We start from the raw sequence: 20,015 nt of genomic DNA, 5'->3' as shown, positions 1-20,015 counted from the left end.
AAGGACAGGGCTTTTCCCGCTGTACGCCTGTGCCCGGGCCGCCGGGCCGCGGGTCAGTCCGGGAAGCGGCGGCCGATCCAGCGCCAGGCGACCTCCAGGAGGGCCGCCGAGGCGGCGGCGACGCCGACGGCCGTCCACGGCATCACCGTGCCGACCAGGCGGAGGGCGAAGAAGTCCTGGAGGAACGGGGTGACCTGGACGACCACGAAGGCCGAGGCCATGGTGAGCACCAACCCGATCCGCCACCAGGTGTAGGGGCGGGCGATGATCGCCAGCACCCACAGCGCCACCAGGAACAGCGTCAGCGTCGCCGCGCTGGTCTCGGCCTCCAGCGCGTCCGGTCCGGTGTAGTGGTGGCGGGCCAGCAGGTAGACGGTGAAGGTGGCGGTCGCGGCGATGAGGCCGGAGGGGATCGCGTACCGCATCACGCGCCGTACGAAGTGCGGGCGGGCGCGCTCCTTGTTGGGGGCCAGGGCCAGGAAGAAGGCGGGGATGCCGATGGTCAGGCCGCCCAGCAGGGTCAGATGGCGCGGCAGGAACGGGTAGGGCACCTGGGAGACGATGACCAGCAGGGCCAGCAGCACCGAGTAGACGGTCTTGGTGAGGAAGAGGTTGGCGACGCGCTCGATGTTGCCGATGACCCGCCGCCCCTCGGCGACGACCGACGGCAGGGTGGCGAAGGAGTTGTTGAGCAGCACGATCTGGGCGACGGCCTTGGTGGCCTCCGAGCCCGAGCCCATCGAGACGCCGATGTCGGCGTCCTTCAGGGCCAGTACGTCGTTGACGCCGTCGCCGGTCATGGCGACGGTGTGGCCGCGCGACTGGAGAGCGTCGACCATGTCGCGCTTCTGCTGCGGGGTGACGCGGCCGAAGACCGTGCCGTCCTCCAGGGCCGCCGCCAGTTCCTCGCGGCCTTCCGGGAGGGCGCGGGCGTCGACGGTGGAGTCGGCGCCGGGCAGGCCGAGCTTGGCGGCGACGGCGCCGACGGAGACGGCGTTGTCGCCGGAGATGACCTTCGCCGAGACGTCCTGTTCGGCGAAGTAGCGCAGGGTGTCGGCGGCTTCGGGGCGCAGCCGCTGCTCCAGCACGACCAGGGCCGTGGGCTCGGTGGAGGTGGGGTCGGTGGCGAGGGCGGGGTCGTCCAGGGCGCGGGAGGTGCGGGCCAGCAGCAGTACGCGCAGGCCCTGCCGGTTGAGGCGGTCGGTCTCGGCGAGGGCCGGGGAGCCGGGGGCGAGCAGGACGTCGGGGGCGCCCAGCAGCCAGGTGCCCGTCTCGCCGCCGGGCTCGGTGAGGGCCGCGCCGCTGTACTTGCGGGCGGAGGAGAAGGGGAGGGTACCGGTGCACGTCCAGCCGTCCGCCCCGGCGGCGGGGTGGGCGTCGGCGATGGCCTTCAGGCTGGCGTTGGGGCGGGGGTCGCTGCCGCCGAGCGCGGCCAGCACCTGCCGTACGCGGGCGGGGTCGGCGCCGTCCAGCGGGCGGACCTCGGCCACGTCCATGCCGCCCTCGGTGAGGGTGCCGGTCTTGTCCAGGCAGACGGTGTCCACGCGGGCCAGGCCCTCGATGGCGGGCAGTTCCTGCACCAGGCACTGCTTGCGTCCCAGCCGGATGACGCCGATGGCGAAGGCGATGGAGGTCAGCAGCACCAGGCCCTCGGGGACCATCGGCACGATGCCGCCGACCATACGGCGGATCGCCTCGTCGGCGCTGTGGTCCTCCACCAGGAGCTGGCTGAGGACCAGGCCGATCGCCGCAGGAACGATCATCCAGGTGATGTACTTGAGGATCTGGCTGATGCCGCTGCGCAGTTCGGAGTGGACGAGGGTGAAGCGGGAGGCCTCCTCGGCCAGCTGGGCGGCGTACGCCTCGCGCCCGACCCTGGTGGTGGTGAAGGCACCGCCGCCGGCGACGACGAAGCTGCCGGACATCACGGTGTCGCCGGGCCGCTTGTGGACGGGGTCGGCCTCGCCGGTCAGCAGGGACTCGTCCACCTCCAGGCCGTCGGACTCGGTGACGGTGCCGTCCACGACCACCTTGTCGCCGGGGCCCAGCTCGACCAGGTCGCCCAGGACGATCTCGTTGGTGCGCACCTCGGTGGCGGCGCCGTCGCGGCGGACGGTCGGCCTGGACTCGCCGATGACGGCCAGGTTGTCCAGCGTCCGCTTGGCGCGCAGCTCCTGGACGATGCCGATGAGGGTGTTGGCGAGGATGACGAAGCCGAACAGGCCGTCCTGGATGGGGCCGACGACCAGGATGATCGCGAAGAGGACGCCGATGATGGCGTTGAAACGGGTGAAGACGTTGGCGCGGACGATGTCGGCCGTGGAGCGGGAGGACCGCACGGGGACGTCGTTGACCTGGCCGCGGGCCGTGCGTTCGGCGACCTCGGCGGTGGTGAGGCCCGGAGACCGGGTGGCGGGGGTGTCCGCGGCCGGGTTCGCGGCCGTGCCCGCGCCTGCCGCCGTGCCCGCACCCGTGCGGGGGGAGGGTACGGCGAGCGCCGTGCCCTCGTGCGGCTCCGCGGCGCCCCGCTCGCCTCGTACTGTCTCAGCCCGTTCCGTCATGCCGTAGACAGTACGAGGCGAACGCGTCTTCGCGCGCGGTCCGCGGGCCGAGTACAGGTGTGATGGGGGAGAAATCGGGGAAAGGGGTATGGCTTCCGCCGGAGCGGAGCGCCCGGCCGCGGTTCACTCGGCGGGTGCGGGACCCTTCGGGGCGGGGTCTGTGCCCGGGCCCGTGCCGGGTTCCGTGCCGGAGCCGGAGTCCGTCCCGGTCTCCCGTGCGAGGCGCTCGCGGCGCAGTGCCGCCTCGCGGCGGCGGACGAACCAGATGCCGTAGAGGCCCAGGACGCCGCCCGTCAGGCAGGTCCACAGCCACCAGGTGCGGTCGTGGTCGTCGAACCAGCCGTAGAAGGGGAGCTGGACCAGGAAGAGCGTGAACCAGATGACCGTGCCGCCCACGACGGTGGCGACGACGTTGCCCTCCAGGGGTTCGGGTGCCTCACGCTCGCCGCTCGTCCACCTGCTCCAGCCCATCGCCTGGCCCTCTCGCTTCCCGTCACCCCGTCGCCCGTCCGTGCCGTGGCGTTCCGCACCAGCGTAACGAGGGGGGCGGCCGGGGCCGACCTGGGAGCGGCGTCCGGGTGGGGGCGGGACGGGAGAGGACGGGAAAGGACGGGAGGTAGGGGTGTGGGGAGCGTCACGGCCGTGCCCGGGGAATGCCCCCGTCCGCGGATGGCCTTTCCAGCAGTGGTGCGTTCATACTGAAAGCACCCTGGATTGGCTGGTTCCCATTGGAGGAACCTCCTAAATCGTCCCCGAACCGCCCAGTGAAGGTCACGCATGTCCGCTCCGGCCACCGACACCCCGGCCACGCCAGACACCCCCGGTACCCCTGGTAACGAAACCGGACCCAGGTCGCCCGGGAGCGGCCTCGACCGCTTCTTCAGGATCTCCGAGCGAGGCTCGAGCGTGGGCCGCGAGCTGCGCGGCGGGCTGGCCACCTTCTTCGCGATGGCCTACATCGTCGTGCTGAACCCGATCATCCTGGGCGCGGGCACGGACAAGTTCGGCCAGCAGCTCGACAACGCCCAGCTCGTCACCGCCACCGCGCTGATGGCCGGGCTCACCACCATCCTGATGGGCGTCATCGGCAACGTGCCCATCGCGCTGGCCGCCGGGCTCGGCATCAACGCCGTGGTCTCCCTCCAGCTCGCGCCGCAGATGAGCTGGCCCGACGCCATGGGCATGGTGGTCCTGGCCGGGCTGGTGCTGATGCTGCTGGTCGCCTCCGGACTGCGCGAGCGCGTCATGGACGCCATCCCCGGCGGGCTGCGCCGGGCCATCGCCATCGGCATCGGCCTGTTCATCACCCTCATCGGCCTGGTGGACTCCGGCTTCGTCACCCGCAACCCCGACGCCGCGCACACCACCGTGCCGCTCGGCCTCGGGCAGGGCGGTCATCTGACCGGCTGGCCGGTGCTCGTCTTCATCCTCGGCCTGGCCCTGACCTTCGTCCTGGTCATCAGGAGGACCAAGGGCGCGATCCTGATCAGCATCGTCGCCATGACCGTGGTCGCCGTGGTGATCAACGCGGTCGCCGAGATCCCCGACGCGGCGTGGGGCCTGGCCGTGCCCAACGTGCCCGAGAGCATCGTGAGCACCCCGGACTTCGGCCTGATCGGCGAGGTGAGCCTCTTCGGCGGCTTCGCGGAGGTCGGCGTGCTGACCGGTTCGCTGTTCGTCTTCACCGTGCTGCTGTCCGGTTTCTTCGACGCGATGGGCACCATCATCGGCGTCGGCCACGAGGCGAAGCTGACCGACGAGCAGGGCCGGCTGCCCGGCATGGGCCGCATCCTGATGACGGACGGCGTCGCGGTCGCGGGCGGCGGCTTCGGCTCCTGCTCGGCCAACACCTGCTTCGTGGAGTCCACCGCCGGTGTCGGCGAGGGCGCCCGCACGGGCCTGGCCAACATCATGACCGGCGCGCTGTTCCTGCTGGCCCTGGTCTTCACGCCGCTGGCCACCGTGGTGCCCTCGCACGCCGCGACCCCGGCGCTGGTCGTGGTCGGTTTCCTGATCATGGCCTCGAACGTGCGGGAGATCGACTGGAGCGACCAGACCGTCGCCGTCCCGGCGTTCCTGACACTGATCTCCATGCCGTTCACCTACAGCATCACCAACGGCATCGGCATCGGCGTGCTCTCCTACATCCTGCTGCGCACCGCCACCGGGCGCTTCCGCGAGATCCCGTGGCTGCTGAACGCCGTCGGCGCCTGCTTCCTGGTCTACTTCCTGCTGGACCCGATCCAGCAGGTGCTCGGGATCGGGTGACCGGCACCGGGTGACCGGAATCGGATGACGCGCCGCCGGGCGATCCGCCCGGCGGCGCGTCACGCGCATCGGGCGCATCACGCGCAACGCGGAGCGAGCGTCCGGCCCACGTGGGCCGGACGCTCGCTCCGCGTTGCGCGGCGTGGTGGTGGAGCCGTTCGAGCGGCGCACCGTCCATCCGTAGGCTTGGCACCTTCGTTTCCGTGGACTCCATGGGGACACGGTCGCGGGGTAGGCGGGGGAGGGCGTCAGCTTTTCTTGTTCTCTTGCTGACCCACTCGTACGGGTGAGGAAAGACACTCCTCGCCCTCCTCCCCGGACTGGTCCTTAGGAGAAGTAATGAGTTAGGCTAATGAATATGCCGGATCTGTCCCGGGGTGAGGACGCCGAAGCCGTCAGCGCCCTCCGCTCCGCCACGATGCGCCTGGCGCGCCGTCTCAAGCACCAGCGCGTCGACGAGTCGCTGAGCCCGGCCGAGATGTCGGTCCTCGGCACCCTCGCGCGCTGCGGCTCCGCCACGCCCGGCGAGCTGGCGCGCAAGGAACACGTGCAGCCGCCGTCGATGACCCGCATCGTGGCGATGCTGGAGGCCAAGGGGCTCGTCCGGCTGGAACCGCACAGGGACGACCGCCGCCAGAAGGTGGTCACCCAGACCGAGCAGGCCGAGACGATGCTCGCCGCGAGCCGTACCAAGCGCGACGCCTGGCTCGCCGAACTCGCCGGGCGGCTCGACGAGGACGAGTGGGCGCGGCTGCGCGCCGCGGCCCCCGTGCTGGAGAAGCTCGCGCAACTGTAGGAACCCGCGCAACGGTAAGAAGGAGCAGCGCCACGAGGAGGCGAAACCGATTGAGTCCGGGACCCGGAGCACACTCCGCACCCGCACCTGACGAGAACCCCGAAACCCCGAAGGCCGCTGAGGCCGCGAAGACCGCGAAGCCCTCGACGTTCAGCTCGCTGCGCATCCGCAACTACCGGCTGTTCGCCGCCGGACAGCTCGTGTCCAACACCGGCACCTGGATGCAGCGCATCGCCCAGGACTGGCTGGTCCTCAGCCTCACCGGTTCCGCGACGGCCGTCGGCATCACCACGGCCCTGCAGTTCCTCCCCATGATGCTGCTGGGGCTGTACGGCGGCGTCATCGCCGACCGCTACCCCAAGCGCCGGCTGCTGCTGATCACCCAGACGGCGATGGGCCTGACCGGACTCGCCCTCGCCGCGCTGACCCTCAGCGGCAACGTCAACGTCTGGCACGTCTACGCGCTCGCCTTCGTCCTGGGACTGGCGACGGTCGTGGACAACCCCGCCCGCCAGACCTTCGTCTCGGAGATGGTCGGCCCCGACCAGCTCGCCAACGCCGTCTCCCTCAACGGCGCCAACTTCCAGTCCGCCCGCCTGGTCGGCCCGGCCGTCGCCGGTGTGCTGATCACGGCCGTGGGCAGCGGCTGGGCGTTCCTGCTCAACGGGCTGTCCTTCATCGCGCCGATCACCGGCCTGCTGATGATGCGCACCACCGAACTGCACGCCATCGAGCGCGCCCCGCGCGCCAAGGGCCAGCTCCGCGAGGGCCTGCGGTACGTCGCGAGCCGGCCGGAGCTGATCTGGCCGATCACGCTCGTCGGCTTCGTCGGCACCTTCGCCTACAACTTCCCCATCTGGCTCACCGCCTTCACCGACAAGGTCTTCGACGAGGGCGCGGGCACCTACGGCCTGCTCAACAGCCTGATGGCCGTCGGCTCGGTCGTCGGCGCACTGCTGGCGGCCCGGCGCGGTGTGAGCCGGATGCGGGTGATGGTCGGCGCCGCGCTGCTCTTCGGCGTGCTGGAGATGGCCGCGGCCCTCTCCCCGTCGTTCTGGGTCTTCGCCCTGCTGATGGCGCCCATCGGCGCGGTGGGCCTGACCTTCAACGTCACCGCCAACTCCACCGTCCAGCTCGCCTCCGACCCGGCGATGCGCGGCCGGGTGATGAGCCTGTACATGATGGTGTTCATGGGCGGCACCCCGCTCGGCGGTCCGCTGATGGGCTGGATCACCGACACCTACGGCGCCCGCGCCGGCTTCCTGGCCGGCGGCGTGGTCTCGGCCGTGGCCGCCGTCGCCACCGCCCTGGTGCTGGCCCGGATCGGCGGGCTGCGGCCGCGGGTGGGCCTGCGCCGGGGCCGCCGGGGTCTGACGTTCGTCCCGGTCGCGCGGGGCGTACGGGCGGCCGGAGCGGCCGGCGTGGCGAGCGCGGAGGGGCCGGAGAGCATAGCCGGGGACGGCCCGGCCCCGCAGGACCGCACCCCGGTCTCCCCGCGCCGGACCGTCCCCGCCGCCGCCCCGGCCGCCGCGCCGCCCAGCGCCCCCGCCTCCGCGCCGGGCGGGGAGCGGGACCACCGCGGGGACGTGCTCGCGTGAGCGGCCCGCCCGGGTGAGACTCTCCCCATGAGGCTTTTCACCGCCGTGCTGCCGCCGCCCTCCGCCGTCGCGGAACTCGGCGAGGAGGTGGAGCGGCTGAAGGGGCTGCCCGGCGCGGACCGGCTGCGCTGGGCCCTTCCCGAGGGCTGGCACTTCACGCTCGCCTTCCTGGGCGAGGTGGACGACGACCTCCTGCCCGCGCTGTGCGAGCGCCTGGAGCGCGCCGCCCACCGCCACCACCCCTTCGAGGTGCGGCTGGCCGGGGGCGGCCGGTTCGGCGACCGGGTGCTGTGGGCCGGGGTGGACGACGGCCGCGAGCCGCTGCGGCGGCTGGCCGACTCCGTCACCGCGGGCGTCAACCGGGCCGGGGTGACCACCGACGACCGTCCCTACAAGCCGCACCTGACCCTGGCCCGCGCCGGCCGCCGCGGGCCGGGCCCGGACCTGCGTCCCCTGGCGGACGCCCTGGACGGCTTCACCGGAAGCCTGTGGCGGGCCGGGGAGCTGACCCTCGTACGCAGCCGGCTGCCACGCTCCGGGGTCCCCGGGGAGCACCCCCGCTACGAGACGTCGGCGGCCTGGCCGCTGGGCCACTGACGGAACCGCCGACAGGCTGCCGAAGATCTGCCGACGGGGCTGCCGAAGGGCTTCCGGCCGGGCGGGCTACCGTTGGGGCGTGGACCCGAAGACCCGTACCCGCATCGTCAGCGGGGCCCTGGTGCTCATGCTCGCCGTGGTGATGCTGGCGGCCCTCATCGGCTGAGAGAGCCGCCCGGGCGGGGCGCGCGGGCAAACAGCCTCCCGGCCGTCACGGAAGACATACGGAAGACGGCCGTCCGCCCCGCCGGGCGGCGGGGCGGACGGCCGTGTCACCGGGCTCGCAGCCCGGCGCGTCACCAGGCGAACGCCTCCGGGGACGGACCGGGGCCGGGGAAGATCTCGTCCAGCGACGCCAGCAGCTCCTCGCTCAGCTCCAGCTCCACCGCGCGCAGCGCCGAGTCGAGCTGCTCGCGGGTGCGCGGGCCGATGATCGGGCCGGTGATGCCGGGCTGGGCCAGATGCCAGGCCAGGGCCACCTCGCCGGGCTCCAGACCGTGCTGGTCCAGCAGGTCCTCGTACGCCTGGACCTGGTCGCGCAGTCCGGGGTTGTTCGCCAGCGCCTGCGACGAGCGGCGCTCGGGGTTCTCCCGCTCCTTGCGGAGCACGCCGCCCAGCAGACCCCCGCCCAGCGGGGACCACGGGATGACGCCGAGGCCGTAGCCGCGCGCCGCCGGGATGACCTCCATCTCGGCGCGGCGCTCGACGAGGCTGTACTTGCACTGCTCGCTGACCAGGCCGAGCCGGCCGGTGCGGGCGGCGGTCTCGTTGGCCCGGGCGATGTGCCAGCCCGCGAAGTTGGACGACCCGACGTACAGGATCTTGCCCTGCTGGACCAGGACGTCCATCGCCTGCCAGATCTCCTCCCACGGCGTGTTCCGGTCGACGTGGTGGAACTGGTAAAGGTCGATGTGGTCGGTGCGCAGCCGCTTCAGGCTGGCGTCGACGGCGCGGCGGATGTTCACCGCGGACAGCTTGTCGTGGTTGGGCCAGACGTCGCCGTCCGTGGCCGCCATGTTGCCGTAGACCTTGGTGGCGAGGACGACCTTGTCGCGGCGGTCGCCGCCCTTGGCGAACCAGTTGCCGATGATCTCCTCGGTGCGGCCCTTGTTCTCGCCCCACCCGTAGACATTGGCCGTGTCGTAGAAGTTGACGCCCGCGTCGAGCGCGGCGTCCATGATGGCGTGGCTGTCGGCCTCCCCGGTCTGCGGACCGAAGTTCATCGTGCCGAGGACCAGGCGGCTGACCTTGAGTCCGGTGCGTCCGAGCTGCGTGTACTCCATGACCACCAGCCAACGTGCTGGAGTGGGCTCAAGGCAAGCGCGGCACGGCGGGGTCCGGCGGGGTCCGTCACCCCGCGGGGACCGGCCCGGCCGCGCGGCGTGCGCGCGGCGTGCCCGGCCGGACCCCCGCCGCGCCCGGCCGGTCCCCCGCCGCACCCGGCTGGGCCCCCACCACGCCCGCGGCGTACGGGCCGCCCACGCCCCACGCCCGGTGCATCGCGTCGGCGAAGGCCGCGGCGATGCGGTGCTCGCCACGGGCGGTGGGGTGGGTGCCGTCGTAGGTGTCGCGGGCCAGGTCCCAGTCGTGCGGCGGCACGGCCGTCAGCAGCGGCGAGGCGGGGGTGGACAGCTCGGCCACGGCCTCGGCCAGCAGGTCGTTGAAGCGCTCGCACTCGGCGGCGAAGAAGGCGTCGTGTCGCGCCCGGATGTTGGGGATCACCGGCAGCAGCACCATCCGCACCCGCGGCTGGGCGGAGCGGGCCTCGGCGACGAAACGGCGGAGGTTGGCGGCGGTGGCGCCGGAGCCGGTGTAGAAGCCGAGGTCGATCAGGCCCAGGAAGACCAGCAGGGTGTCGGCGCGATGCTCGCGCACCGCGCCGCCTATCACCGGCGCCATGTGCAGCCAGCCCTCGCCCCAGCCGGCGAGGTGGCGGCGGGCGGCGGCGGGGAGGGCGGGGTCGGCGTAGTCGTGGGAGACCGGGGCGTCGGCGTCCTTGTCGTACAGCGCGTCGCGGGGACCGACGATCTCGTACGCGGTGCCGTGCGGCCCGCAGGTGCGCTCCAGATGCCGCCACATCCGGTGGCGCCAGGTGTGCTCACCGGCGCTGCCGATGGTCATGGAGTCGCCGACGAAGAGCACGCGCATCCGCTCATCCTGACCGACGGCGGCTGCGACCTGCGACGTGATGCCTGTCACGCCACCCGGCGCCCGCGGGCCCAGGAGAGGACGCGCCGCCGACGGGCGACGGAATTCGACAAGACGGGCATAGCGTCAAAATGTCTTTGATTCGCATTTGAGGGGTTCGCTCGAAGATAATGGACGGCGACTCCGGTAATCACCTTCGGTGTGGAGTGACCGAAATTGACCCCCGAATGGCCGGCGTGCGCCGGGGATGTCTCGATCTTTTTGGCCAGGAAGAGGAATCGAACATTCCTTTTCTGCCCCCTGGTTCTTCCGTGGCGCGTGTGTATACTCCGACGGGCAAGCATGTCGCGGCCCCTGCGTGACCGGCAGGGGCAGTGGATAATCCTCGGACCCGTAAAGCGGGCACATGGAAACCGGCCAGGGGGAAACATGCGAGAAGCAAGTCCCGGTGACAGATACTTCTCTGTGCCGATATTGGTTCCACCGGACGGGCCCGACCACCCGGCCGGAAGTGAACGAGAACGTCTCTCCTAGGCCCTGTCTGACAAATAGCGCTGTCCGCCCGAAGGGCGGGCTCCGCGGCGTCTGGTGCGTGCGATCGCAAGGCGGAGGAGGAGAGCGCAGCGTGCTGCGCCGACGATCGACAACGCAGCGAGCGTGCGTGCCAGACGCCGCGGAGCAGGCGGGATTTGTCAGACAGGGCCTAGCCTCTCGGGCGTACTGCCGGGCGGTCCCGCCCTTCCGTGAGCCACCGATTCCCTCGGTGGTGGGCGAGTGTTGTCCCGGTCCGCGCCGAGTTCCGGCCCGCCCGTTCGACCGGCCTCGCGGTCCGTGGGGTGCCGCACGCGCCTGCGGTCCCCGCCGCGGAGGGCCGGCGCCGAGTGCGTGCCCGGTGCGCACTCCACAGGGTGTTCCCTTTTCAGTGGTGATGTGATTCGTTTCCGGCGGAGACGGGATCCTTTTGCGCTCCCTTCGCCGTCCGGGTGGTGATCGCAGAGAGAAAAGGTTTCCCTGTTCCCTCGTGTGACGCGCGTAGCGTCCGGGGTGCAAGGCTGCCCGGACGCTTTATCCCGAATACCGGGAGCCGTGTCTCCCCCCAGAACTTGCCCGGTGGTTCCCGCCGGGCATGGCCGGACCTGTTCATCGGTCCGGATGCACCACCCGTGCAACATCCCGAGTGTTTTTCCGAGCGAGCCTGAGAAACAGGAGGAAAGAAATGGAGCAGAAGGTCGCCGCCTTCATGAACGAGCAGGACTTCGGTCCGCTGGAGCAGGGCTACCAGGACGACACCCCGGCCCCGGTCCTGGCCACCCCCGGTGCCGTCGCCACCTGCTGGTACGTCGGCGGTGCCGTCGTCGGCGCCGGCTCCGTGGTGGGCGCCTACGTCACCGGCCGCGTCGTCGGCTGACCCGTCGTACGACAGTCGATTCCCGAAGGAGAGTGGAATGAGCAAGATCGTCGAGAGCGTCGTCGCCGTCACCCCCGAGGAGCTGACGGACGAGACCCACGGTGAGTTCGGCGCGATGATGCCCATCCAGGCCACCCCGGGTCTGGTCGCCTTCGGTGTGGGGTTCGCCGGCGGCGCCGGCGCCGCGTGGGTCACCGTCCAGGCGTACGAGGCCGGTCGCACCGCGGGCTGACCCGCTCTGCCGCTGAGCACCATCTGTTCGGAGGCCCCGCGGGCTTCTGAAGGAAACTTCCGGGGGTCGTCCCCCGGGAGCTGAGAGAGCTGTCGGGCCGCGGCGGAATCGCGGCCCGGCAGCCCTCGCAACCCTACCCTCGGCCGGCACGACGCGGAGGAAAGCCTCGGCATGAAGATGCTAAAGAAAATCTCCTCTTCGCTGTTCTCACCGATTCCGATTTCCAGGGACCGGGCGATAGGCGTATCGGAACGCCTCGCCGCCCTCTCCAGCCTCTCCTCCTCTCTGGAATATCTTCACCAGCATCGGAATCTGGGTCCCGGTGGTCTCAATGACTGGGAGATCATGAAGCAGACCCCGGAGAGCAGGGTCCCCGCCATCCAGAAGCTCACCAACGCCGTGAGCGGCAGGCGGACCACCCTGGCCCTGCACGCGACGCGCGTGGCCTGCAGCCTGGGGATGCTCATGCCGGGGAACGGCAAGTGGCGGGCCGCGGGCAACCTCTACCTCGGAGCCACCACCACGCTCCTGCAGGCCCGCCACCGCTACGGCACGGACGGCTCGGACCAGGTCGCCACACAGGTGCAGGCGGTCACCGGTCTGGCCCGGCTGTCGAACAGCCCGCAGGTCAAGGACGCCCTGATGTGGTATCTGGCGCTCCAGGCCAACATGTCCTACGCGGCGTCCGGCTGGACGAAGCTGGCGGGGACCAAGTGGCGGGACGGCTCGGCCCTGCCCGGCGTGATGCGGACCCGCACCTACGGCTTCGAGCGCGCCTACCGGCTGACCCGGCGCTACCCCCGTTCCAGCAAGGTCCTGCAGCACGGGGTCCTGGCGATGGAGTGCCTCTTCCCGGTCGTCTACCTGGCCGGCGGGCGGCTGACCCGGCCGATGATCGGCGCGGCCGGCGGCTTCCACGTCGCCAACGCCTTCGTCATGGGACTGGGCCGGTTCATGACCGCCTTCCCCGCGATGCACCCCATGGTCGCCTACACGACCGCGCCGCGGACGTTCCCGGCGGTGGCCGGCCGGGACGACCGCATGGTGAAGACCGCGCTGGCGCTGCTGGCCGGCGGCGCCGCGGGAGCGGCCGTGCTGGCCACCCAGCGGCGCGCCCGGGCCGTCGCCGGGTGGCCGATGTCCCGCACCGTCACCACCCGGTCCGGCAACGTGCTGCAGTACGACACCGGTGGCCGCGACATCCCCGGCCGTCCGGTCATCGTCTTCAACCACGGTCTCGCCTCGACCTCCGAGCACTTCGCGTGGATGGTCGAGCGGCTGGCGTTCGACTCCGGTCAGCCCGTGGTCACCTACTCCCGCGCCGGCTACGGCCCCAGCCGCCGGGTGAAGGACGCCCCCTACAGCCTGCAGGAGTCCGTGGACGACCTGGAGGACCTGATCCGCCAGGCCCTGCCGGGGGACCGCAAGGTGGTGCTCGTCGGGCACTCGCTGGGCGCGGACCTGAACCGGCGGGCCGCGGAACGGCTCGGCGACCGGCTGGCCGGTGTGGTCTACCTCGACCCCACCCACCCGGGGCAGCTCGTGCGGTCGGGCAAGCAGAAGAAGGGCAGCGAGCTGTTCACCGACTCCCTGAAGGAGATGGCGCGCTGGACGAAGCTGGGCTGCGGCGCGCTGATGGCGCGTCCCCGGTGGGTGGACGACCTGCCCTACCCCTACCGGGAGAAGGTCTTCTCCCTCTACACCGACTCGCGGCTGTGGACGGCCGCGGAGCGGGAGTGGGAGGTGGTCCGCCGGGAGTTCGAGACCTTCGACGGGGAACTGGACCCGGTGCCCGCCCCCGGCCTGGTCATCGCCGCGCAGGTGACCGTGGACATCGACCCCGAACAGCTGCTGATGTACCACGACATCGCCCGCTCCCACCAGGCGGCCGGCCGGTACGGCGACGTCACCGTCGTGGAGCGCGCGGGGCACGACTCGATCCTGACCGACGCGCGCCATGCGCGTACCGCCGCGGATCTGATGGCGGCCTTCGTCGAGCAGCACTGCACGCCGCCGGCCGCCGCGGACGCCGCGGCCCCGGCCGGGGGGCTCCCCGCGGAGCGGGGGAAGCCCGAGAAGGAGGACGAGCAGAAGTGAACCCCACCGCATTCATCAAGGACGCCTTCACCGGCCCCGGCGCCGTGACGCGCCTGGCGGGCGCGGCCCTGCTGGTGACGACGCTGGCGGCGCAGCACCCGAACGCGGCCTTCGAGCGCGCGCGGGAGAAGGACCTGTTCTCCCTCGTGCCGAACTGGAAGTTCTTCGCGCCGAATCCCGCCACGCACGACTACCACTACCTCTACCGCACCCTCGACGAGAACCGTGACACGTCCGCCTGGATCGAACTCGAACTCATCCAGAACCGCAGGATGAGCCAGGCTTTCTGGTTCTCCTCCCGCCGGACGGAGAAGGCCGTCTTCGATATCTGCAGCGCCATTCTCAAGAACATCTCCAAGGGGGAGGACCCGACCGGCTCGCCGCCCTTCCGGGTTCTGGCCGAATTCATCAGGAAGCAGATCAGGGACTCGCCGAACGTGTCCGGCGTGCGCGGTTTCCAGTTCGCCGTGGTCCGTGCCGCCGGCCACGACGACAGCGAGGAGCCGGAGGTCCTGTACGTCTCCACCTACCAGGCGATGAACCCCGCCACCCCGGCCTTCCTGCGGGCCGCCTGAGACCGGCGCCCCGCTGCGGGAGTTCCCACCCACAGAGAAACGGAGAACCATGACGATCGCGGACATCGGCTACGGCAAACAGTTCGAGGGCTGGTACGACCGCATCTTCCAGGACGACGCCGCCACCCGGGCCACCGTCGAGGCCCTGGCGGGGTTCCACCCGGACCCCGCCCTGGGCACCCTGGAACTCGGTGTCGGAACCGGCCGGATCGCACTGCCGCTGTCGCACCGCGTCGGCCCGGTCACCGGGGTGGACTCCTCGCAGGAGATGCTGGCGGCGCTGGAGAAGAAGGCCGACCGGGGGCAGGTGGTCGCCGAACTCGGCGACATCCGCACCTACCGCGGCGACCGCCGGTACGGCCTGGTCTACTGCGTCTGCTCCACGCTCGCGCTGATCCTCGACCCCGAAGGGCAGCGGGAGGCCGTCGCCCGCGCGGCCGAGCACCTGCGGCCCGGCGGACGGCTGCTGATCGAGACGCACAACCGCCCGGGCATCGTGGCCCAGCACGAGGGCCTGACGCGCACCACGATGTTCGTGCCCTACCCGGAGCCGAACACCGGCATCCAGATGCACGCCACGCTCCTGATGGACAACCAGGTCTGGCACGTGTCCACCGTGTGGTTCGAGTCGGACGGCACCCACCGCGTCGGCACCGAGACCGTGCGGCTGCTCACCCCCGACGAGGTGGACGACCACGCGCGGGCCGCCGGGCTGCGGCCCGAGGGCCGCTACAGCGACTGGCAGCGGACCGACTACGCCCCCGAGGCCGGTCTGTTCGTCGCCTCCTACACCAAGCCGGCATGAACCTCCGGGAGACAGTCCGCCGCCACCGGGCCCTGCTGATCGCCGGCGTCGGCATGGGACTGGTCGGATCGGCGGCCACGCTCGCCCAGCCCTGGATGCTGGGCCGGTTGATCGAGGCGGTGGCCCGGGAGGAGTCGATCGCCTGGCCCATCACGTTCATCGCGCTGTTCTTCGTCGTGGACGCGGCGCTGGGCGCGGGGCACGCCTACGCGATCGGCCGGGCCGGCGAGAACATCGCCTTCGACGCCCGGCGCGTCCTGGGCGGGCGTCTGCTGCGCAGTCGGATCCCCCACTTCTCGCGCCTGGAGCACGGTGACGTCTTCGCGCGCACCGTGTCCGACACCTCCGTGGCGTGTCTGATCATCGCGCAGGCGCTGGCCCAGGTGGTCACCTCCGTGTTCATGGTGGTCGGCGGCGTCGTGCTGATGGCCCGGCTCGACTGGAGACTGCTGCTCACCACGGTCGGCTGCCTGGGACTGGCCAGTGTCGCCGCGCTGCTGCTGGCCCGCCGGGTGCGCGTCGCCGCACTGCGGAACCGGGAGGAGATCGGCGCGTTCGGCTCGGGTCTGCAGCGGGTGCTCGGCGCCATCACCACGGTCAAGGCCTCGCGCGCCGAGGAGCGGGAGACCGAGGAGCTGGCGGGACTGGCCGACCGGGCCCGGCGCAGCGGGATCCGGGTCGCCGGGTTCAGCGCGCTGCTCACCCCGACGATGAACGTCGGCACGCAGCTCTCGCTGGCCGTCGTCATCTCCTGGGGCATGGCCCGGGTGGCCACCGGATCGCTGTCGCCCGCCGACCTCACGTCGTTCGTGATGTACCTCTTCTACCTGGTGGCGCCGCTGGTGATGCTCTTCATGTCGATCGGTCAGATCCAGCAGGGCCGCGCCGCCGTCCAGCGGGTGACGGAGCTGGGGGCGGTCCCGCAGGAGGAGGACGAGGCGGCCGCCCGGCCGGGGGCGGCGGAGTCCGGGAAGCCCCGGGAGCACCGGGAGCCCCGGGAGCCCCGGGAGCGGGAGGCCGACGCGGAGCCGGCGCCCGCGGTCGGCTTCGAGGGCGTCGACTTCTCCTACCAGGAGGGCGTCCCGGTGCTGCGGAACGTCTCGTTCACCGTGCCGGACCGCGGTCTGACCGCGATCGTCGGCTCCTCCGGCGCGGGCAAGACGACGCTGTTCCAGCTCATCGAGCGCTTTTACCGTCCCGACACCGGAACGGTCCGGGTGGCGGGCCGGGACATCGCCGGCCTCCGGCTGGCCGAACTGCGCTCCATGGTCGGCTACGTCGAGCAGGACGCCCCGCTGCTGCGCGGCACGATCCGGGAGAACCTGATGTACGCCAACCCCGGCGCCGACGGGACCGAGGTCGCCCGCGCGCTGCGGCTGGCCAGTCTGGACGGCTTCGTCGCCGGGCTGCCCGGCGGGCTGGACACGGAACTCGGCGAGCGGGGCGCGGGCCTGTCCGGCGGCCAGCGGCAGCGGCTCGCCATCGCCCGTACGCTGCTGCAGCGGCCGGAGGTGATCCTGCTGGACGAGGTCACCGCGCACCTGGACAGCGACACCGAGGCGGCGCTGCGCGACGCGATCACGGAAGCCGCCCGCGAGTGCGCCGTGCTGGCCATCGCGCACCGGCTGTCCACCATCGCGCGGGCCGACCGCATCATCGTGATGGAGGAGGGGCGGGTGCGGGCGATCGGCACCCACCAGGAACTCATGGAGGCCGACGAGGTGTACCGCAGACTCGCCGGCCAGCAGTTCGCCGCCGAGGGCGTGCCGGCATGACCCGTGCCGACGTCGCCGTCGTCGGCAGTGGTCCGAACGGCCTGGCCGCCGCCGTCACCATGGCGCGTGCCGGACTGGCCGTGCACGTCCACGAGCAGGCCGACACCATCGGCGGCGGTCTGCGCGGCGAGGCCCTGTTCGACCCCGGGATCCGGCACGACGTCTGCGCCGCCGTGCACCCGATGGCTGCCGCGTCGGCGTTCTTCCGCGAGTTCGACCTCGCGTCCCGCGGCGTCCGGATGCTGCAGCCGCCGGTCCCCTACGCGCACCCGCTGGACGGTGGCGCCGCGCTCGCCCACCGCGATCTCGAGGAGACCTGCGAACGGCTCGGCCCGGACGGACGGCGCTGGCGGCGATTGATGGAACCGCTGGTGCGGCACAGTACGGGGGTGACCGACTTCCTGCTGTCCGGCCAGCGGTCCGTGCCGCGTGACCCCGCCGTTCCGCTGCTGCTCGGTCCGCGCGTGCTCGGGCACCTGCTGAGAGGCGACGGGCTGCGCACCGAGGCGGCCCGCGCACTGCTCACCGGGGTCGCGGCGCACGCGGTGGGGCGGCTGCCCAGCCCGCCCTCCGGCGCCATCGCGCTGCTGCTGGGGCACCTGGCGCACGCGACCGGCTGGCCGCTGCCGCAGGGCGGCAGCGGCCGCATCGCGCAGGCCCTGGCCGACGACCTGCGGGCGCACGGCGGGGTGCTGCACACCGGCCACCGGATCACCGACCTCGCGGAGGTGGACGCCCGGGTGGTCATGCTGGACACCACCCCGCGCGGGCTGCTGGAGCTGGCCGGCGACCGGCTGCCGCCGGGCTACCGCCGGGCGCTGGAGCGATTCGGCTACGGTCCGGGCGCCGCGAAGGCGGATTTCCTGGTCGGCGAACCCATCCCGTGGGCCGACCCCGAGGTGGGGCGGGCCGGAACCGTGCACCTGGGCGGCACCCGCGCCGAGATGCTCGCGGCGGAGCGCGCGGCCGTGCGGGGGGAGGCCACCGAGGAGCCGTTCGTGCTGCTGGTCGACCCGGCCGTGACCGACCCCGGCCGCGCGGTGGGCGGCCGCCGCCCGGTGTGGGCCTACGCGCATGTGCCCAACGGTGACACCCGGGACCCGGTGCCGCTGATCACCCGCCGCATCGAGCGGTACGCGCCCGGCTTCTCCGACACGGTCATCGCGGCGCGCGGGGTGCCGGCGGCCGAGTACGAGACGTACAACCCGAACTATCCCGGCGGGGACATCGGAGCGGGGGCCATCACGCTCGCGCAGTCCGTGTTCCGGCCGGTGCCCGCCTGGAACCCGTACCGCACCCCCCTGCCCGGGGTGTACCTGTGCTCCGCGTCGACGCCGCCCGGCCCCAGCGTGCACGGCATGTGCGGCCACCACGCGGCCCGGGCCGCCCTCCGCAGGGAGTTCCGCGTCAACACCGTGCCGCCCCTGGGCCCCGGGGGCGGTGCCATCCCCACAGAGAGAACCGGGAGAGCGTCATGAGCACCACGCACCGCCCCACCGCCGCGGAGGACTTCATCGGCTACCTCCGCGCCTACCACTCCGACGCCATCGACGGGAACGACCCGGTGGAGGAGGTGTGGGAGCGCTATCACCTGCCCGACGGCCCCCACCGGGTCAACGGCCGGCTCTGGGACCACAAGAAGATCATGCGCAGCCTCCGCTCCCGGCGCTCCCTCGACGCGCCCTACGAGCTGTACGTCCACGAGCTGGTCGTGGAGGGGGACCGGGCCGCCGCCCGGTACACCGTCAGCACGCCCATGGCGTGGAAGTTCCGGAGCGCCACGGACGCGGCCGTGTTCGCCGAGATGGCCGGGGACGGGCGGGTGGCCCGCTCCGACGCCTTCTCCGCCAGCCGGCCGGGCTGGGCCGGGCACGGCGGGAGCGCTCCGTCCGACGCCGCGGCCCGCCCCACGCCGGGCGCCGTCCCGGCGCCGCCGCCGGCCGACGGGGCCGAGCCGACGCCGGCCCAGGACCCCGCCCACTACCTGCGGGCCTACTACGCCGCCGGGTACGACCCGGCGGTTCCGGCCGCCGAGGCCCACGACCGTTTCCACACCCCGGACGCGGTGCACCAGGTCGGGGGGAGGGTGATGCAGCGCTCCGGTGTGCTGAAGGCCCTGGAGGACGGACGGAAGCGGAAGCACAGCTACCCGGTGGAGGTGCACGAGACGCTGCGGGAGGGCGACCGCTTCGCGGTCCGCTACACCACCAGCCGCGGCGGCAACCCGAAGAAGAGCCAGGAGGTCTTCGCCTTCGGTGAGTTCGCCCCCGACGGCCGCGTCCGGCGGGTCTGCTTCGTGCTCGAACCCGGCTACGGCGCGGCGTAGGGGTCCGTCCGGTCGGCCGCGGCGGCCCGCACCGGGGTGAAGTGGGTGTCGTCCTCGGGCACTCCCCGGTGCTCCCCGCCTTCGTCGTCCCGGTAGCGCCAGGTGAAGCGCAGGCCGCGGGCCGAGGCGATGTCGGGGCCGTCCATGAGCTGGAAGTGCAGGTGGGGCTCGGAGGAGTTGCCCGAGTTGCCGCACTCGGCCAACGGGCGGCCGGCCGTCACCCGGTCGCCCACGGCCACCTTCAGCGAGCCGCGCCGCAGATGGGCGAGGACCGCGTACACCCCGTCGCCCAGGTCGAGGACGAGATGGTTGCCCAGCAGGTGGCGGGGGAGGCCGAGGGAGCGCACGAAGCCCTCCGCGAGTACGTAGAACAGTCCGGCCAGTGAGGAGCGCGACAGATGGTCCCGCTGCCCGTCGGCGGCGGCCACCACCCGGCCGTCGGCCGGGGCGAACAGCGGCTCGCCGAAGGACGGGTAGGACTCGGGGCGCCGCGCCGGCGGCCAGAACCACACGGGTTCCGGCGCCGGCCTGCGCGCCATGTCGATGGCGTAGGTCTGCGCGAGGTTGTGGGTGTGGCTGGGGACCTTGGTGGCGGGCCCGTTGCGCGCCATCCAGCGACCCTCCACGGGAACGCCGAGGGCCACCGGCGGCGCCTCGTCGCGCGGCGGGCGCTGCGCGCGGGTCATCGCCCACCGCATCAGCATGCCGGCTCCCAGCAGGGCGACCCCGGTGAGCCACAGCGGTCCGATGCCCTGGCCGTTGACGAGGATGCACACGGCGCCCGCGGCCATCACCAGGCCGTGGCGCTTCCAGAGGGTCCGCAACATGG

General features: G+C 72.3%; 17 protein-coding genes. 12 read left to right on the top strand and 5 right to left on the bottom strand.

The annotated features are described in order from the left end of the window. Positions 1 to 53 precede the first annotated feature (53 nt). Both CUT83_RS29435 and CUT83_RS29430 read right to left on the bottom strand, forming a co-directional pair. Positions 54 to 2,561: an HAD-IC family P-type ATPase gene (locus CUT83_RS29435; RefSeq protein ID WP_101258831.1), complete on the bottom strand. Its 2,508-nt coding sequence runs from the start codon at positions 2,559 to 2,561 to the stop codon at positions 54 to 56. A gap of 123 nt (positions 2,562 to 2,684) precedes the next feature. Then, the gene (locus CUT83_RS29430) at positions 2,685 to 3,032 is read right to left on the bottom strand and encodes a DUF2530 domain-containing protein (RefSeq protein ID WP_101258830.1); all 348 of its coding nucleotides are present in this window, start codon (positions 3,030 to 3,032) and stop codon (positions 2,685 to 2,687) included. Positions 3,033 to 3,338: 306 nt separating this feature from the next. On the opposite strand from CUT83_RS29430, the gene CUT83_RS29425 reads away from it, so the two are divergent. From CUT83_RS29425 to thpR, 4 genes are all read left to right on the top strand, one after another. Continuing rightward, entirely contained in the window at positions 3,339 to 4,829 is a 1,491-nt protein-coding gene (locus CUT83_RS29425; protein ID WP_101258829.1) for an NCS2 family permease, read from the top strand. A gap of 358 nt (positions 4,830 to 5,187) precedes the next feature. Further along, positions 5,188 to 5,625 (top strand): MarR family winged helix-turn-helix transcriptional regulator, encoded by a 438-nt coding sequence (locus CUT83_RS29420; RefSeq protein ID WP_101258828.1) that lies wholly within the window; start codon positions 5,188 to 5,190, stop codon positions 5,623 to 5,625. 50 nt (positions 5,626 to 5,675) lie between these two features. Further along, the gene (locus CUT83_RS29415; protein WP_240958444.1) at positions 5,676 to 7,223 is read left to right on the top strand and encodes an MFS transporter; all 1,548 of its coding nucleotides are present in this window, start codon (positions 5,676 to 5,678) and stop codon (positions 7,221 to 7,223) included. 27 nt (positions 7,224 to 7,250) lie between these two features. Further along, the gene (gene thpR, locus CUT83_RS29410; protein WP_101258827.1) at positions 7,251 to 7,820 is read left to right on the top strand and encodes an RNA 2',3'-cyclic phosphodiesterase; all 570 of its coding nucleotides are present in this window, start codon (positions 7,251 to 7,253) and stop codon (positions 7,818 to 7,820) included. 296 nt (positions 7,821 to 8,116) lie between these two features. Here the strand turns inward: thpR and CUT83_RS29405 are convergent, their stop codons facing one another. Both CUT83_RS29405 and CUT83_RS29400 read right to left on the bottom strand, forming a co-directional pair. Beyond that, the gene (locus CUT83_RS29405; protein ID WP_101258898.1) at positions 8,117 to 9,103 is read right to left on the bottom strand and encodes an aldo/keto reductase; all 987 of its coding nucleotides are present in this window, start codon (positions 9,101 to 9,103) and stop codon (positions 8,117 to 8,119) included. 67 nt (positions 9,104 to 9,170) lie between these two features. Continuing rightward, on the bottom strand, positions 9,171 to 9,968 hold the full coding sequence (locus CUT83_RS29400; RefSeq protein ID WP_101258826.1) for a GDSL-type esterase/lipase family protein: 798 nt from the start codon (positions 9,966 to 9,968) through the stop codon (positions 9,171 to 9,173). A gap of 1,216 nt (positions 9,969 to 11,184) precedes the next feature. Here CUT83_RS29400 and CUT83_RS29385 point away from each other — a divergent pair. From CUT83_RS29385 to CUT83_RS29350, 8 genes are all read left to right on the top strand, one after another. After that, positions 11,185 to 11,376 carry a hypothetical protein gene (locus CUT83_RS29385; RefSeq protein WP_093846910.1) on the top strand — a complete coding sequence of 64 codons (192 nt, stop codon included), beginning with the start codon at positions 11,185 to 11,187 and terminating at the stop codon, positions 11,374 to 11,376. Positions 11,377 to 11,413: 37 nt separating this feature from the next. Beyond that, complete coding sequence (locus CUT83_RS29380; protein WP_093846908.1) at positions 11,414 to 11,608, top strand: hypothetical protein; 195 nt, start codon at positions 11,414 to 11,416, stop codon at positions 11,606 to 11,608. 345 nt (positions 11,609 to 11,953) lie between these two features. Then, on the top strand, positions 11,954 to 13,705 hold the full coding sequence (locus CUT83_RS29375; protein ID WP_101258824.1) for an alpha/beta fold hydrolase: 1,752 nt from the start codon (positions 11,954 to 11,956) through the stop codon (positions 13,703 to 13,705). Further along, positions 13,702 to 14,280, top strand: coding sequence for a hypothetical protein (locus CUT83_RS29370; protein ID WP_101258823.1), 579 nt, complete (start codon positions 13,702 to 13,704; stop codon positions 14,278 to 14,280). The genes CUT83_RS29375 and CUT83_RS29370 overlap by 4 nt, the downstream gene beginning before the upstream one ends. A gap of 49 nt (positions 14,281 to 14,329) precedes the next feature. Beyond that, a complete protein-coding gene (locus CUT83_RS29365) occupies positions 14,330 to 15,085 on the top strand; it encodes a class I SAM-dependent methyltransferase (RefSeq protein ID WP_101258822.1) in 756 nt (251 codons plus the stop codon). Further along, on the top strand, positions 15,082 to 16,860 hold the full coding sequence (locus CUT83_RS29360) for an ABC transporter ATP-binding protein (RefSeq protein WP_101258821.1): 1,779 nt from the start codon (positions 15,082 to 15,084) through the stop codon (positions 16,858 to 16,860). The genes CUT83_RS29365 and CUT83_RS29360 overlap by 4 nt, the downstream gene beginning before the upstream one ends. Next, positions 16,857 to 18,338, top strand: coding sequence for a phytoene desaturase family protein (locus tag CUT83_RS29355; protein ID WP_101258820.1), 1,482 nt, complete (start codon positions 16,857 to 16,859; stop codon positions 18,336 to 18,338). The genes CUT83_RS29360 and CUT83_RS29355 overlap by 4 nt, the downstream gene beginning before the upstream one ends. Continuing rightward, positions 18,335 to 19,186, top strand: coding sequence for a hypothetical protein (locus CUT83_RS29350; RefSeq protein ID WP_101258819.1), 852 nt, complete (start codon positions 18,335 to 18,337; stop codon positions 19,184 to 19,186). Before CUT83_RS29355 ends, CUT83_RS29350 begins: the two co-directional genes overlap by 4 nt. On the opposite strand, the gene CUT83_RS29345 is transcribed toward CUT83_RS29350, so the two are convergent. Beyond that, positions 19,171 to 20,013 carry a M23 family metallopeptidase gene (locus CUT83_RS29345; RefSeq protein ID WP_101258818.1) on the bottom strand — a complete coding sequence of 281 codons (843 nt, stop codon included), beginning with the start codon at positions 20,011 to 20,013 and terminating at the stop codon, positions 19,171 to 19,173. The genes CUT83_RS29350 and CUT83_RS29345 overlap by 16 nt on opposite strands. Positions 20,014 to 20,015 lie beyond the last annotated feature (2 nt).

The sequence above is a fragment of the Streptomyces barkulensis genome (assembly GCF_002843305.1).
Classification (GTDB): Bacteria; Actinomycetota; Actinomycetes; order Streptomycetales; family Streptomycetaceae; genus Streptomyces; species Streptomyces barkulensis.
The sequence above is the reverse complement of the archived record's forward strand: the minus strand, read 5'-3'. Positions and strand labels throughout refer to the sequence as shown.